13 protein-coding genes are annotated in these 16,765 nt (G+C 65.2%); 7 read left to right on the top strand and 6 right to left on the bottom strand.

The annotated features are described in order from the left end of the window. Positions 1-43: 43 nt before the first annotated feature. Together I6F16_RS01510 and I6F16_RS01515 are read right to left on the bottom strand one after the other, a co-directional pair. A complete protein-coding gene (locus I6F16_RS01510; protein WP_225173381.1) occupies positions 44-1,183 on the bottom strand; it encodes a cysteine desulfurase family protein in 1,140 nt (379 codons plus the stop codon). Positions 1,184-1,235: 52 nt separating this feature from the next. Further along, positions 1,236-2,426 (bottom strand): acyltransferase family protein, encoded by a 1,191-nt coding sequence (locus I6F16_RS01515; protein ID WP_225173382.1) that lies wholly within the window; start codon positions 2,424-2,426, stop codon positions 1,236-1,238. Positions 2,427-2,618: 192 nt separating this feature from the next. Here I6F16_RS01515 and I6F16_RS01520 point away from each other — a divergent pair, with 192 nt between their 5' ends. The 3 genes from I6F16_RS01520 to I6F16_RS01530 all read left to right on the top strand — a co-directional run bounded on the left by I6F16_RS01520 (position 2,619) and on the right by I6F16_RS01530 (position 4,806). Beyond that, a complete protein-coding gene (locus tag I6F16_RS01520; RefSeq protein WP_225173383.1) occupies positions 2,619-3,455 on the top strand; it encodes a LytTR family DNA-binding domain-containing protein in 837 nt (278 codons plus the stop codon). Between the two features lie 348 nt (positions 3,456-3,803). Further along, complete coding sequence (locus I6F16_RS01525; RefSeq protein WP_035999994.1) at positions 3,804-4,451, top strand: alpha/beta hydrolase; 648 nt, start codon at positions 3,804-3,806, stop codon at positions 4,449-4,451. A 64-nt stretch (positions 4,452-4,515) separates the two neighbouring features. Beyond that, complete coding sequence (locus tag I6F16_RS01530; RefSeq protein WP_225125548.1) at positions 4,516-4,806, top strand: DUF1330 domain-containing protein; 291 nt, start codon at positions 4,516-4,518, stop codon at positions 4,804-4,806. A gap of 13 nt (positions 4,807-4,819) precedes the next feature. On the opposite strand, the gene I6F16_RS01535 is transcribed toward I6F16_RS01530, so the two are convergent. From I6F16_RS01535 to I6F16_RS01545, 3 genes are all read right to left on the bottom strand, one after another. Then, the gene (locus I6F16_RS01535; protein WP_225173384.1) at positions 4,820-5,143 is read right to left on the bottom strand and encodes a multidrug efflux SMR transporter; all 324 of its coding nucleotides are present in this window, start codon (positions 5,141-5,143) and stop codon (positions 4,820-4,822) included. Between the two features lie 9 nt (positions 5,144-5,152). Beyond that, on the bottom strand, positions 5,153-5,830 hold the full coding sequence (locus I6F16_RS01540; RefSeq protein ID WP_225173385.1) for a glutathione S-transferase family protein: 678 nt from the start codon (positions 5,828-5,830) through the stop codon (positions 5,153-5,155). A gap of 324 nt (positions 5,831-6,154) precedes the next feature. After that, positions 6,155-7,258: an anhydro-N-acetylmuramic acid kinase gene (locus I6F16_RS01545; protein WP_225173386.1), complete on the bottom strand. Its 1,104-nt coding sequence runs from the start codon at positions 7,256-7,258 to the stop codon at positions 6,155-6,157. Positions 7,259-7,424: 166 nt separating this feature from the next. Between I6F16_RS01545 and tyrS the strand changes: the two genes are divergently transcribed. The 4 genes from tyrS (at position 7,425) to I6F16_RS01565 (ending at position 12,734) form a co-directional block, all read left to right on the top strand. Further along, positions 7,425-8,678, top strand: coding sequence for a tyrosine--tRNA ligase (gene tyrS / locus I6F16_RS01550; protein ID WP_225135994.1), 1,254 nt, complete (start codon positions 7,425-7,427; stop codon positions 8,676-8,678). Positions 8,679-8,734: 56 nt separating this feature from the next. Beyond that, entirely contained in the window at positions 8,735-10,006 is a 1,272-nt protein-coding gene (locus I6F16_RS01555) for an MFS transporter (protein WP_225173387.1), read from the top strand. A gap of 231 nt (positions 10,007-10,237) precedes the next feature. Beyond that, on the top strand, positions 10,238-10,648 hold the full coding sequence (locus I6F16_RS01560; RefSeq protein WP_036000011.1) for a DoxX family protein: 411 nt from the start codon (positions 10,238-10,240) through the stop codon (positions 10,646-10,648). Between the two features lie 391 nt (positions 10,649-11,039). Next, complete coding sequence (locus I6F16_RS01565; protein ID WP_225173388.1) at positions 11,040-12,734, top strand: methyl-accepting chemotaxis protein; 1,695 nt, start codon at positions 11,040-11,042, stop codon at positions 12,732-12,734. Positions 12,735-12,901: 167 nt separating this feature from the next. Here I6F16_RS01565 and I6F16_RS01570 read toward each other — a convergent pair whose 3' ends face one another. After that, positions 12,902-16,708 carry a DUF3971 domain-containing protein gene (locus I6F16_RS01570; RefSeq protein ID WP_225173389.1) on the bottom strand — a complete coding sequence of 1,269 codons (3,807 nt, stop codon included), beginning with the start codon at positions 16,706-16,708 and terminating at the stop codon, positions 12,902-12,904. Positions 16,709-16,765: the final 57 nt, after the last annotated feature.

Raw genomic sequence — 16,765 nt, forward strand, 5'->3', positions numbered from 1 at the left:
CGGAAAGCACGGGCTTAGAACCGTTCAAGCCGTGTTTCATCGCTCAACCCTTAAGTAGGGTATTACCAAGCTTTCGCCAAGCCTCTAACGCCCTATTGATGTCCGCCGGTTCCGTGGACCAGCCCAGACTGAGACGCACCGCTCCTTGGGCCACCACGGGATCATAGCCCATCGCCGACAGGACGTGAGACGGCTGGACCTTACCGGAGGAACAGGCGGAGCCGGAAGACACCGCGATGCCTTCCAGATCGAAGCCGATCACGGCGGTTTCGGCCTTCAAGCCGGGCGCCGTGAAAAGCACGGTATTCGGCAACCGCGCCACGTCTTTCGCAAAAACGGTCGTCCCGGGAACCTCGCGAAGGCCATTTTCCAAGCGATCTCTGAGACTTGCCATATGCTTCACATCCTCCGGCAGAGCCTGAAGCGCAGCCTTCACCGCGGCCCCAAAGGCGGCGATCCCGGCTACGTTCTCGGTTCCGGCCCGGCGGTTGAACTCCTGCCCGCCGCCCCGCAGCACCGGCTCCAGCCCGCCGATTCCTTCGCTCATCACCAATGCGCCGACCCCCTTGGGCCCGCCAATCTTGTGCGCAGAAAAGGTGGCAAGGTCGGCGCCTACCGTGTTGATATCAAATGGCATTTTTCCCATCGCCTGGATCGCATCGACATGCAGCAAGCCGACGGCCTCGTGGACGATGGTTGCAGCCTCCGTGACGGGCTGAAGGGCGCCGGTCTCGTTGTTGGCGACCATGATCGAGACCAGGGCCGGCGGGCCGCCCTTCAGCAGCGCCTTCAAATGATCGAGGTCGACCAAGCCGGAGCGCGTGACCTGGATCAGCCCGATCTTGTCCGCCGGGAACCGGCCGCCGGCCAGCACCGAGGCGTGCTCGACCGCCGAGACCAGCAGCCGCTCGACGGGTGCGCCGGACGGGCCCCGCAAACCCGGCGAGAGCGCCAGCGCATTGGCCTCGGTTCCGGCGGAGGTGAAGACGATGTTGCGCGGCTGCGCCCCCACCGCGGCGGCGAGTGTCGCGCGGGCTTCTTCGACCAGCCGCCGCGACTCCCGCCCCTCGGCATGGACCGAGGATGGATTGCCGACCAGGTCGAAGGCCGCGACCATCGCCGCTCGCGCCTCGGGGCGCAGCGGCGTGGTCGCATTCCAGTCGAGGTAGACACGGTTCGGCATCTGGCCCTCTTAGCACCTTTTGTCGTCCGGCCAATCGGAGGGCGTGCGCTCGTCAGGCCGGCTGCTGCTCCATCCTCGCAACACTTGGCGGCACCGCGCGCAACCCGAACAGCGGCCGCAGCCAGGCAACGCGCCGGACGATCTCATAGGTCGCCACACATGTGAGCGCGGTCCCGACGATGACAATGGACGCTTCGATGCCGGCCGACAGACCGCTGCCATGCAATTGATGCGCGATCACGATGATCGCGGTCTGATGCACGATGTAGTACGGGAAGATCGCGTCGGTCAGATAGCGCCGCGCCGGGCTGTCGGCTGTGAAGGTGCGCCGCGCAAAGCCCAGCACGACGGCGATCGCGAGCCATTGATAACAGCCATAGGCCGAGGCGGCGAACCACTTCAGCATGGGCGACGGCGCAAACAGGCCGGCGCGTACCAGGATGAAGCCAGCGAAGCAGGCGGCGGCCGCCAGCAGGGCCGCCCAGCGCAGGCGTTCGAGCTCGCGCCAGATCCCCTCCTGCTTGGCCAGCAGGAAACCGATCAGGAAGGCCGTGGCGTGGTCCGCGTGGTTGTACCAGTCCCCGAACAGCGCGTGTGTCGACGGGAAAGCCGGGAACAGCACCAGGCGCCAGGCCGCGTACAGCAGGCAGGGCGCGATCAGGAGCCATGGGCCGGTAAGCGCACGAGCCAGCTTTCGGCCAAGCCAGTCAGCGCCGGCCGGCCATAACGCGAGCACGCCGATCAACGCCATGGTGTAGACCCACAGATAGACCATGAACCAGAGGTGGTTCCAGGTCGGCAACACGATGCACGGCTTCGGACAGAATTGCGCGCCGAAGGCGAAGTAGTGCCTGGCGTAGAAATCGAAGAAGCCGGCGGGATAGCCGAGGCTTTCGACGATCTGGAGATAGGCCTGCGGCGGCACGATCACGAGCATGCCGAAAATGAGCGGGATCAGGAGCCGCGCCGATCGCGCACCGGCAAGCGAGGCGAGGCTGGACTTGCCGAGCATGAAGCGGGTGGCAACCCCTGATACCAGGAATAGCAGCGACAGCCGCCACGGATTGAGGAAGAGCATCACCGGTTCCAGCCAGGTCAGCCGGTGCACGCTCTTGATGTGAAATCCCCAGGACACGTAGAGCATGCCGACGTGGTAGAAGATGAGCAGCGCGAAGGCTAAAATCCGCACCCAATCCAGGTCGATACGCCTTTCAGAGCTTTGGGATTGCTGTGGTGTTGTCATGGTTTTCTGCTCCTTGACGGGACGACAAACGCGGTTTCGGGGCCAGGACTGACGAAAATGGCTGACACCGAAAATGCTCCACCTGCGGCGCGCGTCGAGCCGGTTTGGGATCAGAATCGGACGCGAGGGGATGAGCCGCCGGCGGCTGGGACGAGTCGCGGGTCTTTTGGGATCAGCGGCGGCGACCGGATGATGTTCGCGGCGATCGCGGCCGTCGCGCTCGTGATCGGAGTAGTCAATGCGTTTTCGTTCGCTCAGGACGCGGCCTGGCGCGGCGACAGCTACGACATCGGCCGGCGGTTGTTCTGGGAGATGTCGAGCATCGCCGTCATCCTGCTGTTGCTGCCGATCCTGGTCTTGGCGGTGCGCCGCATGCGCCGGACAGCCGGCCTCGCCGCCCAGGCGGCCATCGGGGCGATCGCCCTGCTCGGCTTCTCCACCCTCCACATCACCGGCATGGTCTGGGTGCGGAAGCTCGCGCTCTGGCTCGCCGGCGGCGCCTACGATTTCCGTTTCTCGCTCGCGACGGTCCTGTACGAATTCCGCAAAGACGCCGTGGCCTTTGCCCTGATCGCCGCCACGATCTGGCTGCTCGAAAGCCGGCGTGAGCTGAAGAGCGCGGCAGTCGCATCGTCGGCGCCGCCCACCCCGAAGCAGCCATCGTCCCCCGATCTGATCTGGCTGCGCGACGGCACCAGCCGCATTCGCGTGGTGCCGCGCGATATCCTCTGGGTCGCGTCAGCCGGCAATTACATCGAATATAGCCTCGCCGACGGCACCCAGCACCTCATACGGGGCACGCTGGCAGCGGCGGAAAGCGAGCTGGCGCGCTTTTCCATCGTTCGCGTCCACCGGACCAAGCTCGCCAATCTCGACCGGGTGCGCGGCGTGGACCTCAAGCCATCAGGGGATTTCGAGCTCGCCTTCGACAACGGCCAGACGCTCGGCGGCAGCCGGCGCTACCGGCCGGCGGTCGCGTCGCTCGGAAGCCGAACCGCGCCCGCGGCAATCGTCCCAGGCGCCCCCTAAACAATCGTGATTTCAATGAGTTGGATAGCGCCCTTCGGCAGGACGGCCGGCTCTTGCCGTGCTTCGGTTGATTCAGGCAGGTCCAGGTCGCGGCAGGCAAGCCAGAGATGACAATGCAATGACTGGCTAAGCTCTTGAGCTGATTGAGAGATGTCGAAGAAGCTTGCTTTTTGACCCTGGCCTTGTGTTAGAAGCGCGCGTCAGTTCACCTGCGCGCCACTCGCGCATCATCCGAGGGCGCGCCTCTCCACCCTTCATCCGTGCTCTCGTCGGCGGCAACGCTGCGAGAGTCCCAATCGGACGATTGCGCAGGGATCACCTCCAAGGGACTTAGATCAGAGATCATCGATGCCTGAAGTCATTTTCACCGGCCCCGCCGGCCGCCTCGAGGGCCGCTATCACCCGGCCAAGCAGAAGAATGCGCCGATCGCGATGATCCTGCATCCGCATCCGCAGTTCCACGGCACGATGAACCATCAGATCGTGTACCAGTGCTACTACGCCTTCGCCCATCGCGGCTTCTCGGTGCTGCGCTTCAATTTCCGCGGCGTCGGCCGCAGCCAGGGCGCGTTCGACCACGGCACCGGCGAATTGTCCGACGCGGCCGCCGCGCTCGATTGGGCGCAGACCATCAATCCCGAGGCGCGCGCCTGCTGGGTTGCCGGCTTCTCCTTCGGCGCCTGGATCGGCATGCAGCTCTTGATGCGCCGCCCCGAGGTCGAAGGCTTCATCTCGATCGCGCCGCCGGCCAACCTCTACGACTTCTCGTTCCTCGCGCCCTGCCCGTCCTCAGGTCTGATCGTGCATGGCGAGAAGGATGCGGTGGTGCCGCCCAAGGACGTCAACACGCTGGTCGAGAAGCTGAAGACCCAGAAAGGCATCGTGATCGATCAGCAGATCATCCCCGGCGCCAACCACTTCTTCGATTCCAAGCTCGAGCCGCTGATGGAAACCATCACGGCCTATCTCGACATGCGCCTCGCCAACGTGCGGTAATTCTTCCGACGTGGATGGGTTCGCGGCATGGCTGCGAACCCATCACGCTGGAGATTTGCGAGCGATGAAGGCGTATCTGGTTCTTGATCTCTCGGTGAACGACTACGCCGGATTCAAGACTTACATCGCTGAAGTTCCGGCGTTCATCGCCAAGCACGCAGGGCGATACATCGTCCGCGGCGTCGAGCCGACAACGATTGAGGGCGACTGGGCGCCCGAGCGTCTCGTCATCATCGAATTTGCGGACCGCGAGAAGGCTCAGGCCTTCTTGGATGATCCTGAGATTCAACCCCTGTTCAAACTGCGTCAGGCGACGACGACCAGCAGGCTGCTGCTCGCGGATGGGTGCATCTGATCGCAGCAACTGACTACGCCAGCTTGAGCGCGACGATCCCAATCAAGACGAGCGCGATGCCGGCAAGCTTCATCGCGCTCAAGCTCTCGCCGAACAGCACCACGCCCATCAGGAACGTGCCAGCCGCGCCAATGCCGGTCCACACCGAATAGGCGACGCCAACCTCGAGCACCTTCAAGGCCCGCCCAAGCAGGAATACGAACGCGGCGAGCAGCACGAGCGAGGCGATGGTCCAGCCGGCGCGCGTATAGCCTTCGGCATATTTCATGGCGATCGCCCAGCCGACGTCGAGCAGGCCCGCAATCACCAGCATGAGCCACGCGAAGGATTGCGACATCGAATCGGCTCACGCCGCGAGCTTGAGCAGATGCGCGTCGTGGCGAACGAGGAACGCGCGCAGCAATTGCGGATAGTCTTCGCCGACGGCGGTGCGGACACTTGGACGCTTCGCCAGTTCGGCGCGCCACGCACGGACCTTTGGAACATCCGTGAAGATGCCGTGCTCGGTCAGTTCGTCGAACAGATCGAAGTAACGGAAGACAGGTGCGAACACCGCATCGACCAGACTGAACGCCTCGCCGGCGAAGTACGGGCCCGCGCCGAGCGCTGCCTCGACCCGCGCGAATTTTGCCGCGAGCGCCTGGCGCTTGCTCTCGAAGATCGCCGGATCGGTTGTGGTCTCCAAGCCCCAGAGGTCGCCGAGGATCGCCGAGCCGAACTCCATCCAGGCACGGTGCTCGGCCCGCTGCAACGGATCCGCCGGATGCAGCCTGCTGCCTGCCTGCGTCTCCTCGATGTACTCGCAGATCACGTTGCTCTCGAACAGCGCGACCTCGCCCTTCTCCGTCGTCACCACCAGCACCGGCACCTTGCCGAGCGGCGAGAGTTTGAGAAACCAGTCGGGCTTGTTGGCGAGATCGATGTCGATCCGCTCAACCGGCACGCCCTTCTCCTTCAGCGCGATCACCGCGCGCTGCACATAGGGACAAAGCTTGTGGCTGATCAGTTTCAGGGAAGAGGTCATGGCAAGGATTCCGGCAGTTAGATGCGACTGCATCCAATATAGATGCAACTGCATCCAATCGTCAAGATCCATGCACCTGCATTAACTACCAAATATTAGCCCGGGAGCTTCGAGTTTGAGTTTGCCGGACGGGGATAGTCTTCAAATCCCGGGCAGTGGCAATCTTTGCAGCTGCACCTATCGCCCTCCAGATGATGATAGCCGATGGGATGCTGACAATGGAGACAGGTGCCCCGCAAACCATCAGAGGGACCCGGAGGAAAACCATTCGTAGAATCGTTCAAGTTCGGTCTCCTCGCAAAGCTGGCCGGCGGGCACCCCGCTTTACGGCCTGGCGATCACCCCGCCGGTCATCGGCATCGGCACGCCCGTGGTCGCCGGATAGGACAGTGGCAGGCCCTTCATGCCGCGGACGGCGAGAAAGCCGAAGGCCTGCGCCTCGATGGCGTCCGAGGCCCAGCCGAGCGTCTCGGCCGCCTCGACCGTGGCCGAGCCCACCCGCTCCCGCAGCATGCGCAACATGGTGAGGTTGCGCGCGCCGCCGCCGCAGACAACCCAGCTGCGCGGCCGTCGCGGCAGAAGAGGAATGACGCGGGCGATCGCGGCCGCGGTGAAGGCGGTCAGCGTCGCTGCGCCGTCGGCAGGCGCGACGTCACCGAGCCGCAGGGCCGCAAAATCGTTGCGGTCGAGCGATTTCGGCGGCGGGCTTGCGAAGAACGGCACCTCCAGCGCCTGCGCGATCCAGGCTTCGTCCACCTTGCCGAGAGCGGCGAATTTGCCTTCGGCATCGAACGCCTGGTTCATGCTGCGGTACATGAAATCGTCCAGCAGCGCGTTGCCGGGGCCGGTGTCACAGGCGATCAGCGTTTCGTTGCCGTCGATATAGGTGATGTTGGAGACGCCGCCGATATTGACCACGACGATCGGCCCTTCGCGCTCCAGCGAATGGGCGAGCGCGCGGTGGTAGACCGGCACGAGCGGCGCGCCCTGCCCGCCAGCCTCGACGTCGGCGGCGCGGAAGTCGTGCATCACGGGAATATGGATGGCCCTTGCGAGCGCCGGCGCGTCGCCGATCTGCACCGTCAGCCGCCTCTCGGGCCGGTGCAGCACGGTCTGGCCGTGGAAGCCGACAATGTCGACGTCCTCCGCCCTCATCCGATTCTGGGCGAGGAAGGCCGCGACCGCTTCGGCATGGGCCTGCGTCACCGCACGCTCGGCATCGCCCAGACTGCCCGGGCGGGCGTCGCGTTGCTGCAGATGCACGGCCTCGCTCAGCGCCTGGCGCAGCAGGTTGCGCTCGGCCGGGCCGTAGGGCCGGTAACCGGACGGTCCGAACGCCTGCACCTGCTTTCCGTCGGTCTCGATCAGCGCGACATCCACCCCGTCCAGCGAGGTGCCGCTCATCAAACCGAGTGCCGTCAACATCATGGACCAGCATCCTCAAGAGACCCGCGCTGGCATGCCGATCTTGTGCCAGAGGGGCACATCTTATAATGCCAACGCGCCAAGTGGCGGGCGGCCAACCGGGTTCCCGCGGAAGACCCTTAAATTGCCCCCAAAACGGTAAACCAAGAATTGTCAGGCACGCCGACAGATGACTGCATTTAAATCGGATTTCCTCAACACCCTGCAGGAACGTGGATTCATCCACCAATGCTCCGATTTCGAGGGGCTGGACGCACTCGCCGCCAAGGGCGAGGCCACCACCTATGTCGGCTACGATTGCACCGCCCGCTCGCTGCACATCGGCAATTACCTGACCATGATGATGCTGCACTGGCTGCAGCAGTCCGGCAACAAGCCGATTACGCTGATGGGCGGCGGCACCACCATGGTGGGCGATCCCTCCGGCAAAGACGAGACGCGCGCGATGCGCACCATCGCCGAGATCGAGGCCAACAAGGAATCGATCCGCGGCGTGTTCGCCAAGGTGCTGCGCTACGGCGAGGGCAAGAGCGACGCGGTCATGCTCGACAATGCGGAATGGCTGACCAAGCTGAACTGGATCGAGATGCTGCGCGACGTCGGCCGGCACTTCTCGGTCAACCGCATGCTGACCATGGATTCCGTGCGGCTGCGCCTCGAGCGCGAGCAGGAGATGAGCTTCATCGAGTTCAATTACATGGTTTGCCAGGCCTACGACTTCGTCGAGCTGGCCAAGCGCACCGGCTGCCGCCTCCAGATGGGCGGCTCGGACCAGTGGGGCAACATCATCATGGGCGTCGATCTCGGCCGTCGCATGGGCACCCACCAGCTGTTCGCGCTGACGACGCCGCTGCTGACGACCGCCTCGGGCGCCAAGATGGGCAAGACCGCGCAAGGCGCGGTGTGGCTCAACGCCGACCAGTTCAGCCCTTACGACTTCTGGCAATACTGGCGCAACACCGAGGACGCCGACGTCGGCAAGTTCCTGAAACTGTTCACGACACTGCCGATGGCCGAGATCAGAAGGCTCGAGGCGCTCGGCGGCTCGGAGATCAACGAGGCCAAGAAGGTGCTCGCAACCGAAGCGACCGCGCTGCTGCACGGCCGCGACGCCGCGAACGAAGCCGCCGAGACCGCGCGCCGCACCTTCGAGGAAGGCGCGCTTGCCGAGAGCCTGCCGACCGTGGAAATTCCGCGCGGCGAACTCGACGCCGGCCTCGGCGTGCTCAACGCCTTCGTCAAGGCGGGCCTCGTCGGCTCCAACGGCGAAGCGAGGCGCCAGATCAAAGGCGGCGGCCTGCGCGTCAACGACGCGCCCGTCACCGACGAGAAGATGGCGCTGTCGGCAGGCCACCTGACGCCGGAAGGCGTGATCAAGCTGTCCTTTGGCAAGAAGAAGCACGTGCTCATCAGGCCTGCATAGGCGTATGAGCTTTTCACTGCTTGTCAGGGCGCACGGATGCGCGCTCCCTGACGGCAATGAAACAGGACAGGCCCAAGGAAACGAAAGCGGAAACGGGCAGGGAAAGGGTCGGAGGCGCCCGGCGGGACGCGGTGCGCACCGCACTCGTCGTGCTCGGCCTCTGCTTCACGCTGGCTGTTCTTGGCCGGGGCTTGAGCGAGAGCTTCACGGTCTTCCTCAAGCCGATCTCGGAAAGCCTGGGCTGGGACCGCGCCCAGGCCGTCTCGATCTACTCCCTCACCTGGCTCGTCAGCGGGCTGACCGCACCCTTGGTCGGGCGCCTGTTCGATCATTCCGGGCCACGGCTCGTCTATGCGCTCGGCTTGCTCCTGCTCGGTTCGGCCTTTCTGATCGCGAGCCATGCGCACGCGCTCTGGCAATTCCAGCTCTCGATCGGCATCTGCGTCGGCATCGGCGTTGGCTTCATCGGCAATGTGCCGAACTCGATCCTGCTCGGCCGCTGGTTCGGACCAAAGCTGCCGACCGCCATGGCGGTGGTCTATTCGGCGATGGGCGGCGGCGTGCTGGCCTTGCTGCCGGCCTCGCAGCTCCTGATCGATCATCTCGGCTGGCGCGAGACCTACCAGCTGTTCGGCTTTGCAGCGCTCGGGCTGCTGGCGCCGCTGCTGCTGCTGCCCTGGCGCATGTTCGCGGCCGGCTCGCCGCACGTCGCCAAGAAGAGCGATCCTGACTTCGTCGACAGCGGCTGGACGCTTGCGAGCGCGATGCGCCACCACGCATTCTGGGCGCTGTTCTCGACCTTCTTCTTCACCGCGGTCGGCATGTATGCGATCGCGGCGCAGATCGTGGCCTATCTGATCGACGCCGGCTTTCCGCCGCTCCAGGCTGCGACCGCCTGGGGCTTCTCCGGAATCGTGCTGGTGTTCGGCATGCTCGGCGTCTCCGCGCTCGACGGCCTGATCGGACGGCGGCCGTCGGTGCTGCTCAGCTACGCGATCTCGATTCTCGGCATCGTTCTGCTCTGGCTGCTGCAGTACTATCCGAACGTCATTCTGCTCACCGGTTTCGTCGTCTGCTTCGGCAGCATGATGGGCTCCCGCGGGCCGCTGATCAGCGCCACCGCCATGAAGATCTTTCGCGGCAAGCGCGTCGGCACCATCTTCGGCACGATCTCGATCGGCAGCGGCCTCGGCTCGGCCTTCGGTTCATGGAGCGGCGGCCTGATCCACGATGCCACACACGGCTACGATCTCCTGCTCGCCTTCGCACTTGCGAGCGTGATCCTCGGAATGATTCCGTTCCTGGTCGTCCCTGCTTTGCGGGAGTAGGTCTCCCCGACGTAACCTGCACACCCTGGTTTCACCGGAATCCTACGGACGAGCGCAAGGCGAACATGCGCCAAAAAGAGGGTCGCGTGCCGCTGGTGGCGGCGCCTTGCGGTGTTTTGTCCGACATGACGAAAATGTCAGCGCTGAATTGATCCTGGGTGGCTTGCGAGGCGGAAGCGAATGCGGTCCAAGTCGCAGCATTGGGTCCAGCATTGGATGGAGGGCAAACCAATGGACTTTCCTTATCTCACTCGCTTTCAACCGGTTCTCCTGAGCCTGTTTCGCTTCATCACCGGCCTGCTGCTGTTCCAGTACGGCGTCGCCAAGCTGTTCAAGTTTCCGGCTGTCCCGATGTTCGCCAAGGTCGAGCTGATGTCGCTTTACGGCGCCGCCGGTGCGCTCGAACTGGTGCTTGGCGGGCTGCTCATGATCGGCCTGTTCTCGCGCCTCGCAGCCTTCATCTTGTCCGGTGAAATGGCTTTCGCCTACTTCATGGGCCACATGTTCAGGGGCGAGACGCCGATCTTCCTGCCGCTGCTGAACAACGGCACCCTGGCGATCCTGTTCTGCTTCGCCTGCCTGTATCTCTCGGCGGCGGGCGGAGGCCCGGTCAGCGTCGACGCAGCGATGGGCAAGAAATAGCCGCCGGACCGGCGGGCGCATCCGCGCCCCGCTGAAGCACATCTCATCCGCTAAGCACGAGGATGGCGCCGGCAGATCTCCGGTGCCGTCTCAGCGCGCGCCCAGCACGTTCCAGATCAGAACGAGGGCGGCGACGAGCAGCAGAGACATGATGATGCGATGAACGAATCGATTCATTGCAGGTCCGTCCAGACGGTCTAGCTGCCAAAACCCAAGATCGATTCCCTTCCCCAGACGGGCTGGAGTCCGTCTGCACGGCGATTTGCCTGCACCATTGCGCACGCGCCTGCGCACGTTGTCCGCGCGGCAGGCCGCCGCATGCCTCCATTCATGATTGGTAAGAACTTCATGCTACCGGTGCGAGCATAACAACCATTCCGTAGGGGCTGTGATGAAACTGCTGAGTCATTTGAAGATCCGCACCAAGCTTGCCAGCATGGTCTGCCTTGCGGCTCTCACGGTCACAGCCATCATCGGCGTATCGGCCGTGCTCAGCAAGAGCCGGATGATGGAGGACCGCGTCCAGCAGATGCGGACTGCCGTCGAGCTCCTCTACAACTACGCCCAAGCGCTCCAGGAAGAGGTGACTGCCGGCAAGCTGACGGCGGCCGAGGCCAAGAGCCTGTTCCACCAGCGCGGCCGCCGCATGAACTTCAACGGCAACCAGGGCTATCCGGTGGTTTACAATCCGGACGGCTCCCTGGTCGTGAACGGCGCCAATCAGCAGCTCGAAGGCAAGATCACCGGCGCCAAGGATTCAAACGGCGTGCTGATCGCCGACGCCATCATCAAGGCCGGCAGCGAGACTGCGCAGGGCGGCGTCACCTCCTATCTCTATCCCCGTCCCGGCCAGACCGAGCCGGTCCGCAAGACCGTGTTCGCGCGCAAGTTCGCGCCCTGGAACGTCATCATCAGCTACGGCCTCTATGTCGACGACATCGACGCCGACGTGCGCGCCCTGACGCTGGAGCTTGGCGCCATCGGCATCGGCCTGATGCTGCTGATGGCGGCGCTGTCCTGGCTGATCGCGCGCGACGTGCTCGGCGCGCTCGACCGTCAGAAGAGCCGCATGCAGGCGATTTCCGAAGGCGCCATAGACAAGCCGGTCGAGGAGACCGACCGCGGCGACGAGATCGGCCGCATGGCCGAGACGCTCGAAATCCTCAGGCAGACCGCGCTCACGGCCCGCACGCTGGAGGCCGAGCAGGTCGCGGCCAAGGCCCGCAGCGAGCAGGAGAAGCGCGAGGCCCTGATCGCCCTTGCCGACCGCTTCGATGCCTCCGTCGGCCAGCTCGTCGGCCTGATGGCCTCCGGCTCCGGTGAATTGGAGACCACGGCCAAGTCGATGTCGTCGACCGCCGAAGGCACCAATCGCCGCGCCGCCGTGGTCGGCTCGGCCGCCAATGAGGCCAGCCAGCGCGTCCAGACCGTCGCCTCCGCCGCCGAGGAGCTCTCCTCCTCCATCACCGAGATCAGCCGCCAGGTCGCGCAATCGGCCGAGGTCACGGGACGTGCGGTGGACAGCGCCCGCCGCACCGACACCATCGTGCGCGCACTCTCGGACGGCGCCCAGCAGATCGAGCATGTCGCCGAGCTGATCTCCAACATCGCGGCGCAGACCAACCTGCTCGCGCTCAACGCCACCATCGAGGCCGCCCGCGCCGGCGAAGCCGGCCGCGGCTTTGCCGTGGTCGCTTCCGAGGTGAAGTCGCTGGCGAGCCAGACCGCGGAAGCCACCCGCGAGATCGGCGACAAGATCGCCCAGATCCAGGGCGCCACCAAGGAAGCTGTCGATGCGATCGGCGGCATCACCGCCACCATCGAGGAGGTCAGCCGCATCGCCACCTCGATCGGCGCGGCCATCGAGGAGCAAGGCGCCGCCACCGCCGAGATCGCCCGCAGCGTCTCGCAGACCGCGGAGGCGACCAAAGAGGTCACCACCAATATCGGCGGCGTCTCCACGGCGGCCAACGAGACCGGCAACGCTGCCGGCATGGTGCTCGCAGCAGCCAGCAACCTCTCCAAGCAGGCCGAGCAGCTCTCCGGCGAAGTCGGAACATTCCTGAAGGGCGTGCGCGCGGCCTGACGCCCCGCTCCAGCCTCAAAACGTTTGGCGCGAAAGCATCGCCACATTCGTCATGGCCGGGCTTGTCCCGGCCATCCACGTTTTTGGCCGCGCCGCACGAAGAACGTGGATGCCCGGGACAAGCCTGGACAAGCCCGGGCAATGACGAGCACCTGGGAATGTGGGGATTACCGCCGCGCGAGGGTGCAACCGCTCGACAGCTGGCGCGTCGATCCGGTCGAGCCGTCGTTCGAATGCGATGGGAATTCCTCGAACGGCGAGTTCTGCTTGCCGGTGTTGAACTCGAAGATCTTGCGGAACAGGCCCGGCGCCATCGCCGAGATCGGATTGACGCGCATCACGGGCGCGGCTGGCGTGCCGACGACCTCGTAGGTCACGCCGATCAGCCCCTCATTGTTGCCGCCACCGAGGAAGATGCCGAACAGCGGGATCTGGCCGAAGATGTTGTTGACGCCGTACATCGGCACGAAGGTGCCGCTCATGCAGACCTGGTTGCCGGGATAGTCGATCGAGCCCTCGATGGTGGCACCGATCATCGGCCCCTTGACCACGCCGTCACGGACCGTGAGCGCACCGTTCTGCCGCGTGAACTCGGCGCGAAGTGCGCTGAAGGAGACGCCATTCCCGGTCCCGTTCGGCGCGCCGGCGGCAACGCGTTCGAGCTGCGCCTCGCCCTTCACGGTGAAGTCGCGGACATTGATCAGGCCCTCGCGCGCGGCGTTCGGCTCGGAAGACGGCGGCTCCATCGCCACCACCATCTGGCCGCCGGCCGCCTTGGTGTAGGTGTCGGTGAAGCGCAGCAGCGCGCCGGCGTCGTTGGTCTGCAGGTAGATCACCTCGCGGTTGCCCTGGGCACGGCCGCCGCGCAGGTCGGCAGCGACAGGCGTGTCGCGGCCGATCTTGCCGCTCAGCGTGAACGCCTTGATAGCCCCATTGCGCTTCGACATCTTGGCATCGAGGCTGCGCATGGCCTCGCCGTTGAAGCCGGCGACGGCACCGAGCTTCACGTCGATGTCGAAATCGACGTTCTTCAGCTTGTTCTTGTCGTCCTTGGAATTGCCTGAGATCGCCGACTTCAGGAAGCCGCGGCCGTCGAACACGTCGCCACGCATGGTGCCGCGTAGCACACCGTCCTGGCTGCGCTCCACCCTGAGCGAGGCCTTGTCGCCGTCGGACGGCGCGTAGGTCGGGAAGTTCGCGTTCACGAGATCGCTGTTCGCGTCTAGCTCGAGCGAGCCCTTGATCGAGGCGCCGCCGCCTTCGATGACGATGTCCTCGAAACGCGTCGATTGCGCCGTCGGCACCACCTTGAAGCTGGCCTTGCCGGACTTGCCCGGCAGCTTGACCCAGCCGGGCAGGATGTTGTCGAGCCTGACCGAGGTCAGATCGGCCTCGACGCCGAGCTTCGTCGTCTGATCCGCGCCGCTCGCGATCTTGCCCGACAGCTTGATCGGCAACGATCCGATGACGGCGGGGCTGAGATCGAAGCCGAGCCGCGCGCGGCTGGCATCGTCCAGCGTCGCCTGCAGCCTGACATCCGCGTCGCCCTCGGCCGGCTTGCGATAATCGAGCGAGGCCGCCTGCCCGTTGATCTTGACGTCGCCCTTGACCTGATAGCCCTGGTTGTTGGCTGATATCTTGAGGTTGTTGGCTTCCAGCTTCTGGTTCATCACCAGCTTGTCGGCGGCAAAACCGTTGAGATCGGCGGTGACGGCATAGGTGGTGTCGGCCTTGGTCAGCTCGCCCTTGACCGGCATGCCGAGCTGGATGTTCGCCGAGAACGTTCCCTTGCTGGTGTTGGGATCGACGACGGTCGCCGACAGGTCGCTCAGCCGATCATTGGCGAGCATTTCAGCGGCCGCGGGCACCGGCCCTTCCACACGGAATCTGCTCCGCGACGGCGACGGCTTCGGCGCCATGTCGGGCACCTCGAAGACGAAATCGGAGATCGTGACCTTGCGGCCCGCGGGGGTATCGGCAATGCCCTGCCCGATGTTGACGGTCGCGGTGCGTCCGGTCACGCGCGCCTTCAGATCGGCATCGCGCACCACCGGCATGCCGTCCACGGGCCGGACCGCAACGCCGCTCGCCACGATGTTGACCGACAGGCCGTCGTCCGGAATGGGCGGACCCTTGCGCGGCAGGTTCCTGGTCGGCGAGTTGACGCCGATCTCGATGCGCTGGAGCGTTCCGCGCTCGATCCGTTCGATCACCCATTCACGCAATTCCGGGACGATCAGCGTCGGCCACATCCGCTTCAAGGCGGAGGCCGACATCGGCGTGCCCGCAAAACCGAGGGTGAGCCGCGGCTCGCCCGAATAGTCGAGGGCGCCGGTGCCGGCGACGCCGATCTCGCCGTTGGAGACGTCGGCCTGTGTCAGCAGGATGCGCTTGTGGTCGGCGTCGAAGCGGAAGCCGATCGCAATGCGGTTGAAGACGAGCGGCGGCTCGTTGTCGATGCCGCCGAGCAGGATCGACCCGCCGCTGAAGCCGAGCTGCCAGTCGTTGATGTTGCCGTTGGGTGGCTCGAGATGGGCCAGCAGCGTCAGGCGGTTCGCGCCGGAGAGAACCTTGAACGGCGCGACCAGCACCCGCCGGTTCGCATCCCACTCGACGTTGATCTCGGCCGAGTCGATTGCCATCGGGTAGTCGGGCGTGTCGGTATCGATGATGTTGCCGGCGCCGGCCGCGATCTTGCCGCGGAAGAAGGTCGGCACGCCGTCGCGGCCGAGTTCGCCCTTGAGCTCGCCCGTCAGCGGCAGGTCGGCGGTGTAGGTGAGGTCCTTCACCCGCAGCGCCAGCAGGATGTTGGAGGTCGAGACCTTGTCGGCCTTGATGTCGACCGAGCGCACGCCGTTCTCGGCCGGTCCGATCGTGGCGCGCAGCAGCCACGGACGCGCGCCCTGCTCGCCGAGGCTGAGCGCGACGCCGCCGCGGCTCGGCCGCCTCAGGCTGAGCGTGATGTTCTCGAACGACCATTTGCTGCCGCGCTGCTGATCGTCGACGATCAGGACGCCGTTTTTCAGACCGATCTCGTTGAGGTTCTGACCGTCGAGGCCCGTCATGCTCAGGCTGTCGAGCCAGTCGAGGCCCTGAAGGATGCCGCTCTGCGCGGTCGCCTGCGGTGCGGCCTGCGATGCGTCCGAGCTCGCAGGCGCGGTCGCGAATGGCGGCGGGGGGACACCGCTGCGCGGGAATGTCGGCGGCAGGCCCGCATCCTTCTTGGACGCGACACCGGTCGCGAGCGGCTTTGCGGTGTCGCCGGCGGACACGGTGACGGTGCCATCGGGCGCAATGCGGATGGCGAGCTCGGCATCGACCAGGTTAAGACTCTCGGCACGCAGGTGCCCCATCAGGAGGGCCGCACCCGACAGCCTCACCTCGGCCTTCGGCGCGCTGGCAACGACGGCGTGATCGCGGTCGCGAACGATGATGTCTCGGATGCGGACGGCGACGCGGACCCGGCCGGCCCGCTCGATCTGGGTGCCGCCGACCTCAACGGTGTTCCCGTGGCCGATATTGTCCTCGATCGCGGCTGCGAGCCACGGCGTTGCGATGTCCAGACTGATGGGACCGGCACCGAGCCGCCACCACAGCGCACCGAAACAGCCGATGAAAATGACGATGACGGTGGCGACGGCCACCGCCAGGCGCTTCAGCCAGCGTCCCCCACCCGTCCAGCGGCGCAGCGCGCTAAATCCACCACCGAAGCGAAGAAAGCCCGAACCGGAACGCGCCAGCAACCGGCGTGCGCGATTGCGCGCAGCCGCTTCCTGATCCGGATCCCAGTCGGCGTCGTCCCATTCCTGCGGCTCGAGTTGGCCGCCGCGCCGATCAAAATCCCGGTTGTAGTCCTGGGGCGACGTATTCCTTGCCATTGCCTCTCGATACAGGCGCCCGTCATAGGACTGAGCGCCGCCGGGACCGCAGCCGTTCGCGGGAAGTGATGCTCCCTGCGCCGGCACTGCCGCCATACCTCGAATATTCCTGCTGTTCGTCATTTCGCCCCGGGAGCGCGTTCAACGAGCAGT

It is taken from the genome of Bradyrhizobium sp. IC4060, from assembly GCF_020193715.1.
Classification (GTDB): Bacteria; Pseudomonadota; Alphaproteobacteria; order Rhizobiales; family Xanthobacteraceae; genus Bradyrhizobium; species Bradyrhizobium yuanmingense.

Coding starts and splice junctions, on each gene's coding strand:
- I6F16_RS01510 (WP_225173381.1), bottom strand. CDS start 1,183: ATGCCGAACCGTGTCTACCTCGACTGGAATGCGACCACGCCGCTGCGC.
- I6F16_RS01515 (WP_225173382.1), bottom strand. CDS start 2,426: ATGACAACACCACAGCAATCCCAAAGCTCTGAAAGGCGTATCGACCTG.
- I6F16_RS01520 (WP_225173383.1), top strand. CDS start 2,619: ATGTTCGCGGCGATCGCGGCCGTCGCGCTCGTGATCGGAGTAGTCAAT.
- I6F16_RS01525 (WP_035999994.1), top strand. CDS start 3,804: ATGCCTGAAGTCATTTTCACCGGCCCCGCCGGCCGCCTCGAGGGCCGC.
- I6F16_RS01530 (WP_225125548.1), top strand. CDS start 4,516: ATGAAGGCGTATCTGGTTCTTGATCTCTCGGTGAACGACTACGCCGGA.
- I6F16_RS01535 (WP_225173384.1), bottom strand. CDS start 5,143: ATGTCGCAATCCTTCGCGTGGCTCATGCTGGTGATTGCGGGCCTGCTC.
- I6F16_RS01540 (WP_225173385.1), bottom strand. CDS start 5,830: ATGACCTCTTCCCTGAAACTGATCAGCCACAAGCTTTGTCCCTATGTG.
- I6F16_RS01545 (WP_225173386.1), bottom strand. CDS start 7,258: ATGATGTTGACGGCACTCGGTTTGATGAGCGGCACCTCGCTGGACGGG.
- tyrS (WP_225135994.1), top strand. CDS start 7,425: ATGACTGCATTTAAATCGGATTTCCTCAACACCCTGCAGGAACGTGGA.
- I6F16_RS01555 (WP_225173387.1), top strand. CDS start 8,735: ATGAAACAGGACAGGCCCAAGGAAACGAAAGCGGAAACGGGCAGGGAA.
- I6F16_RS01560 (WP_036000011.1), top strand. CDS start 10,238: ATGGACTTTCCTTATCTCACTCGCTTTCAACCGGTTCTCCTGAGCCTG.
- I6F16_RS01565 (WP_225173388.1), top strand. CDS start 11,040: ATGAAACTGCTGAGTCATTTGAAGATCCGCACCAAGCTTGCCAGCATG.
- I6F16_RS01570 (WP_225173389.1), bottom strand. CDS start 16,708: ATGGCGGCAGTGCCGGCGCAGGGAGCATCACTTCCCGCGAACGGCTGC.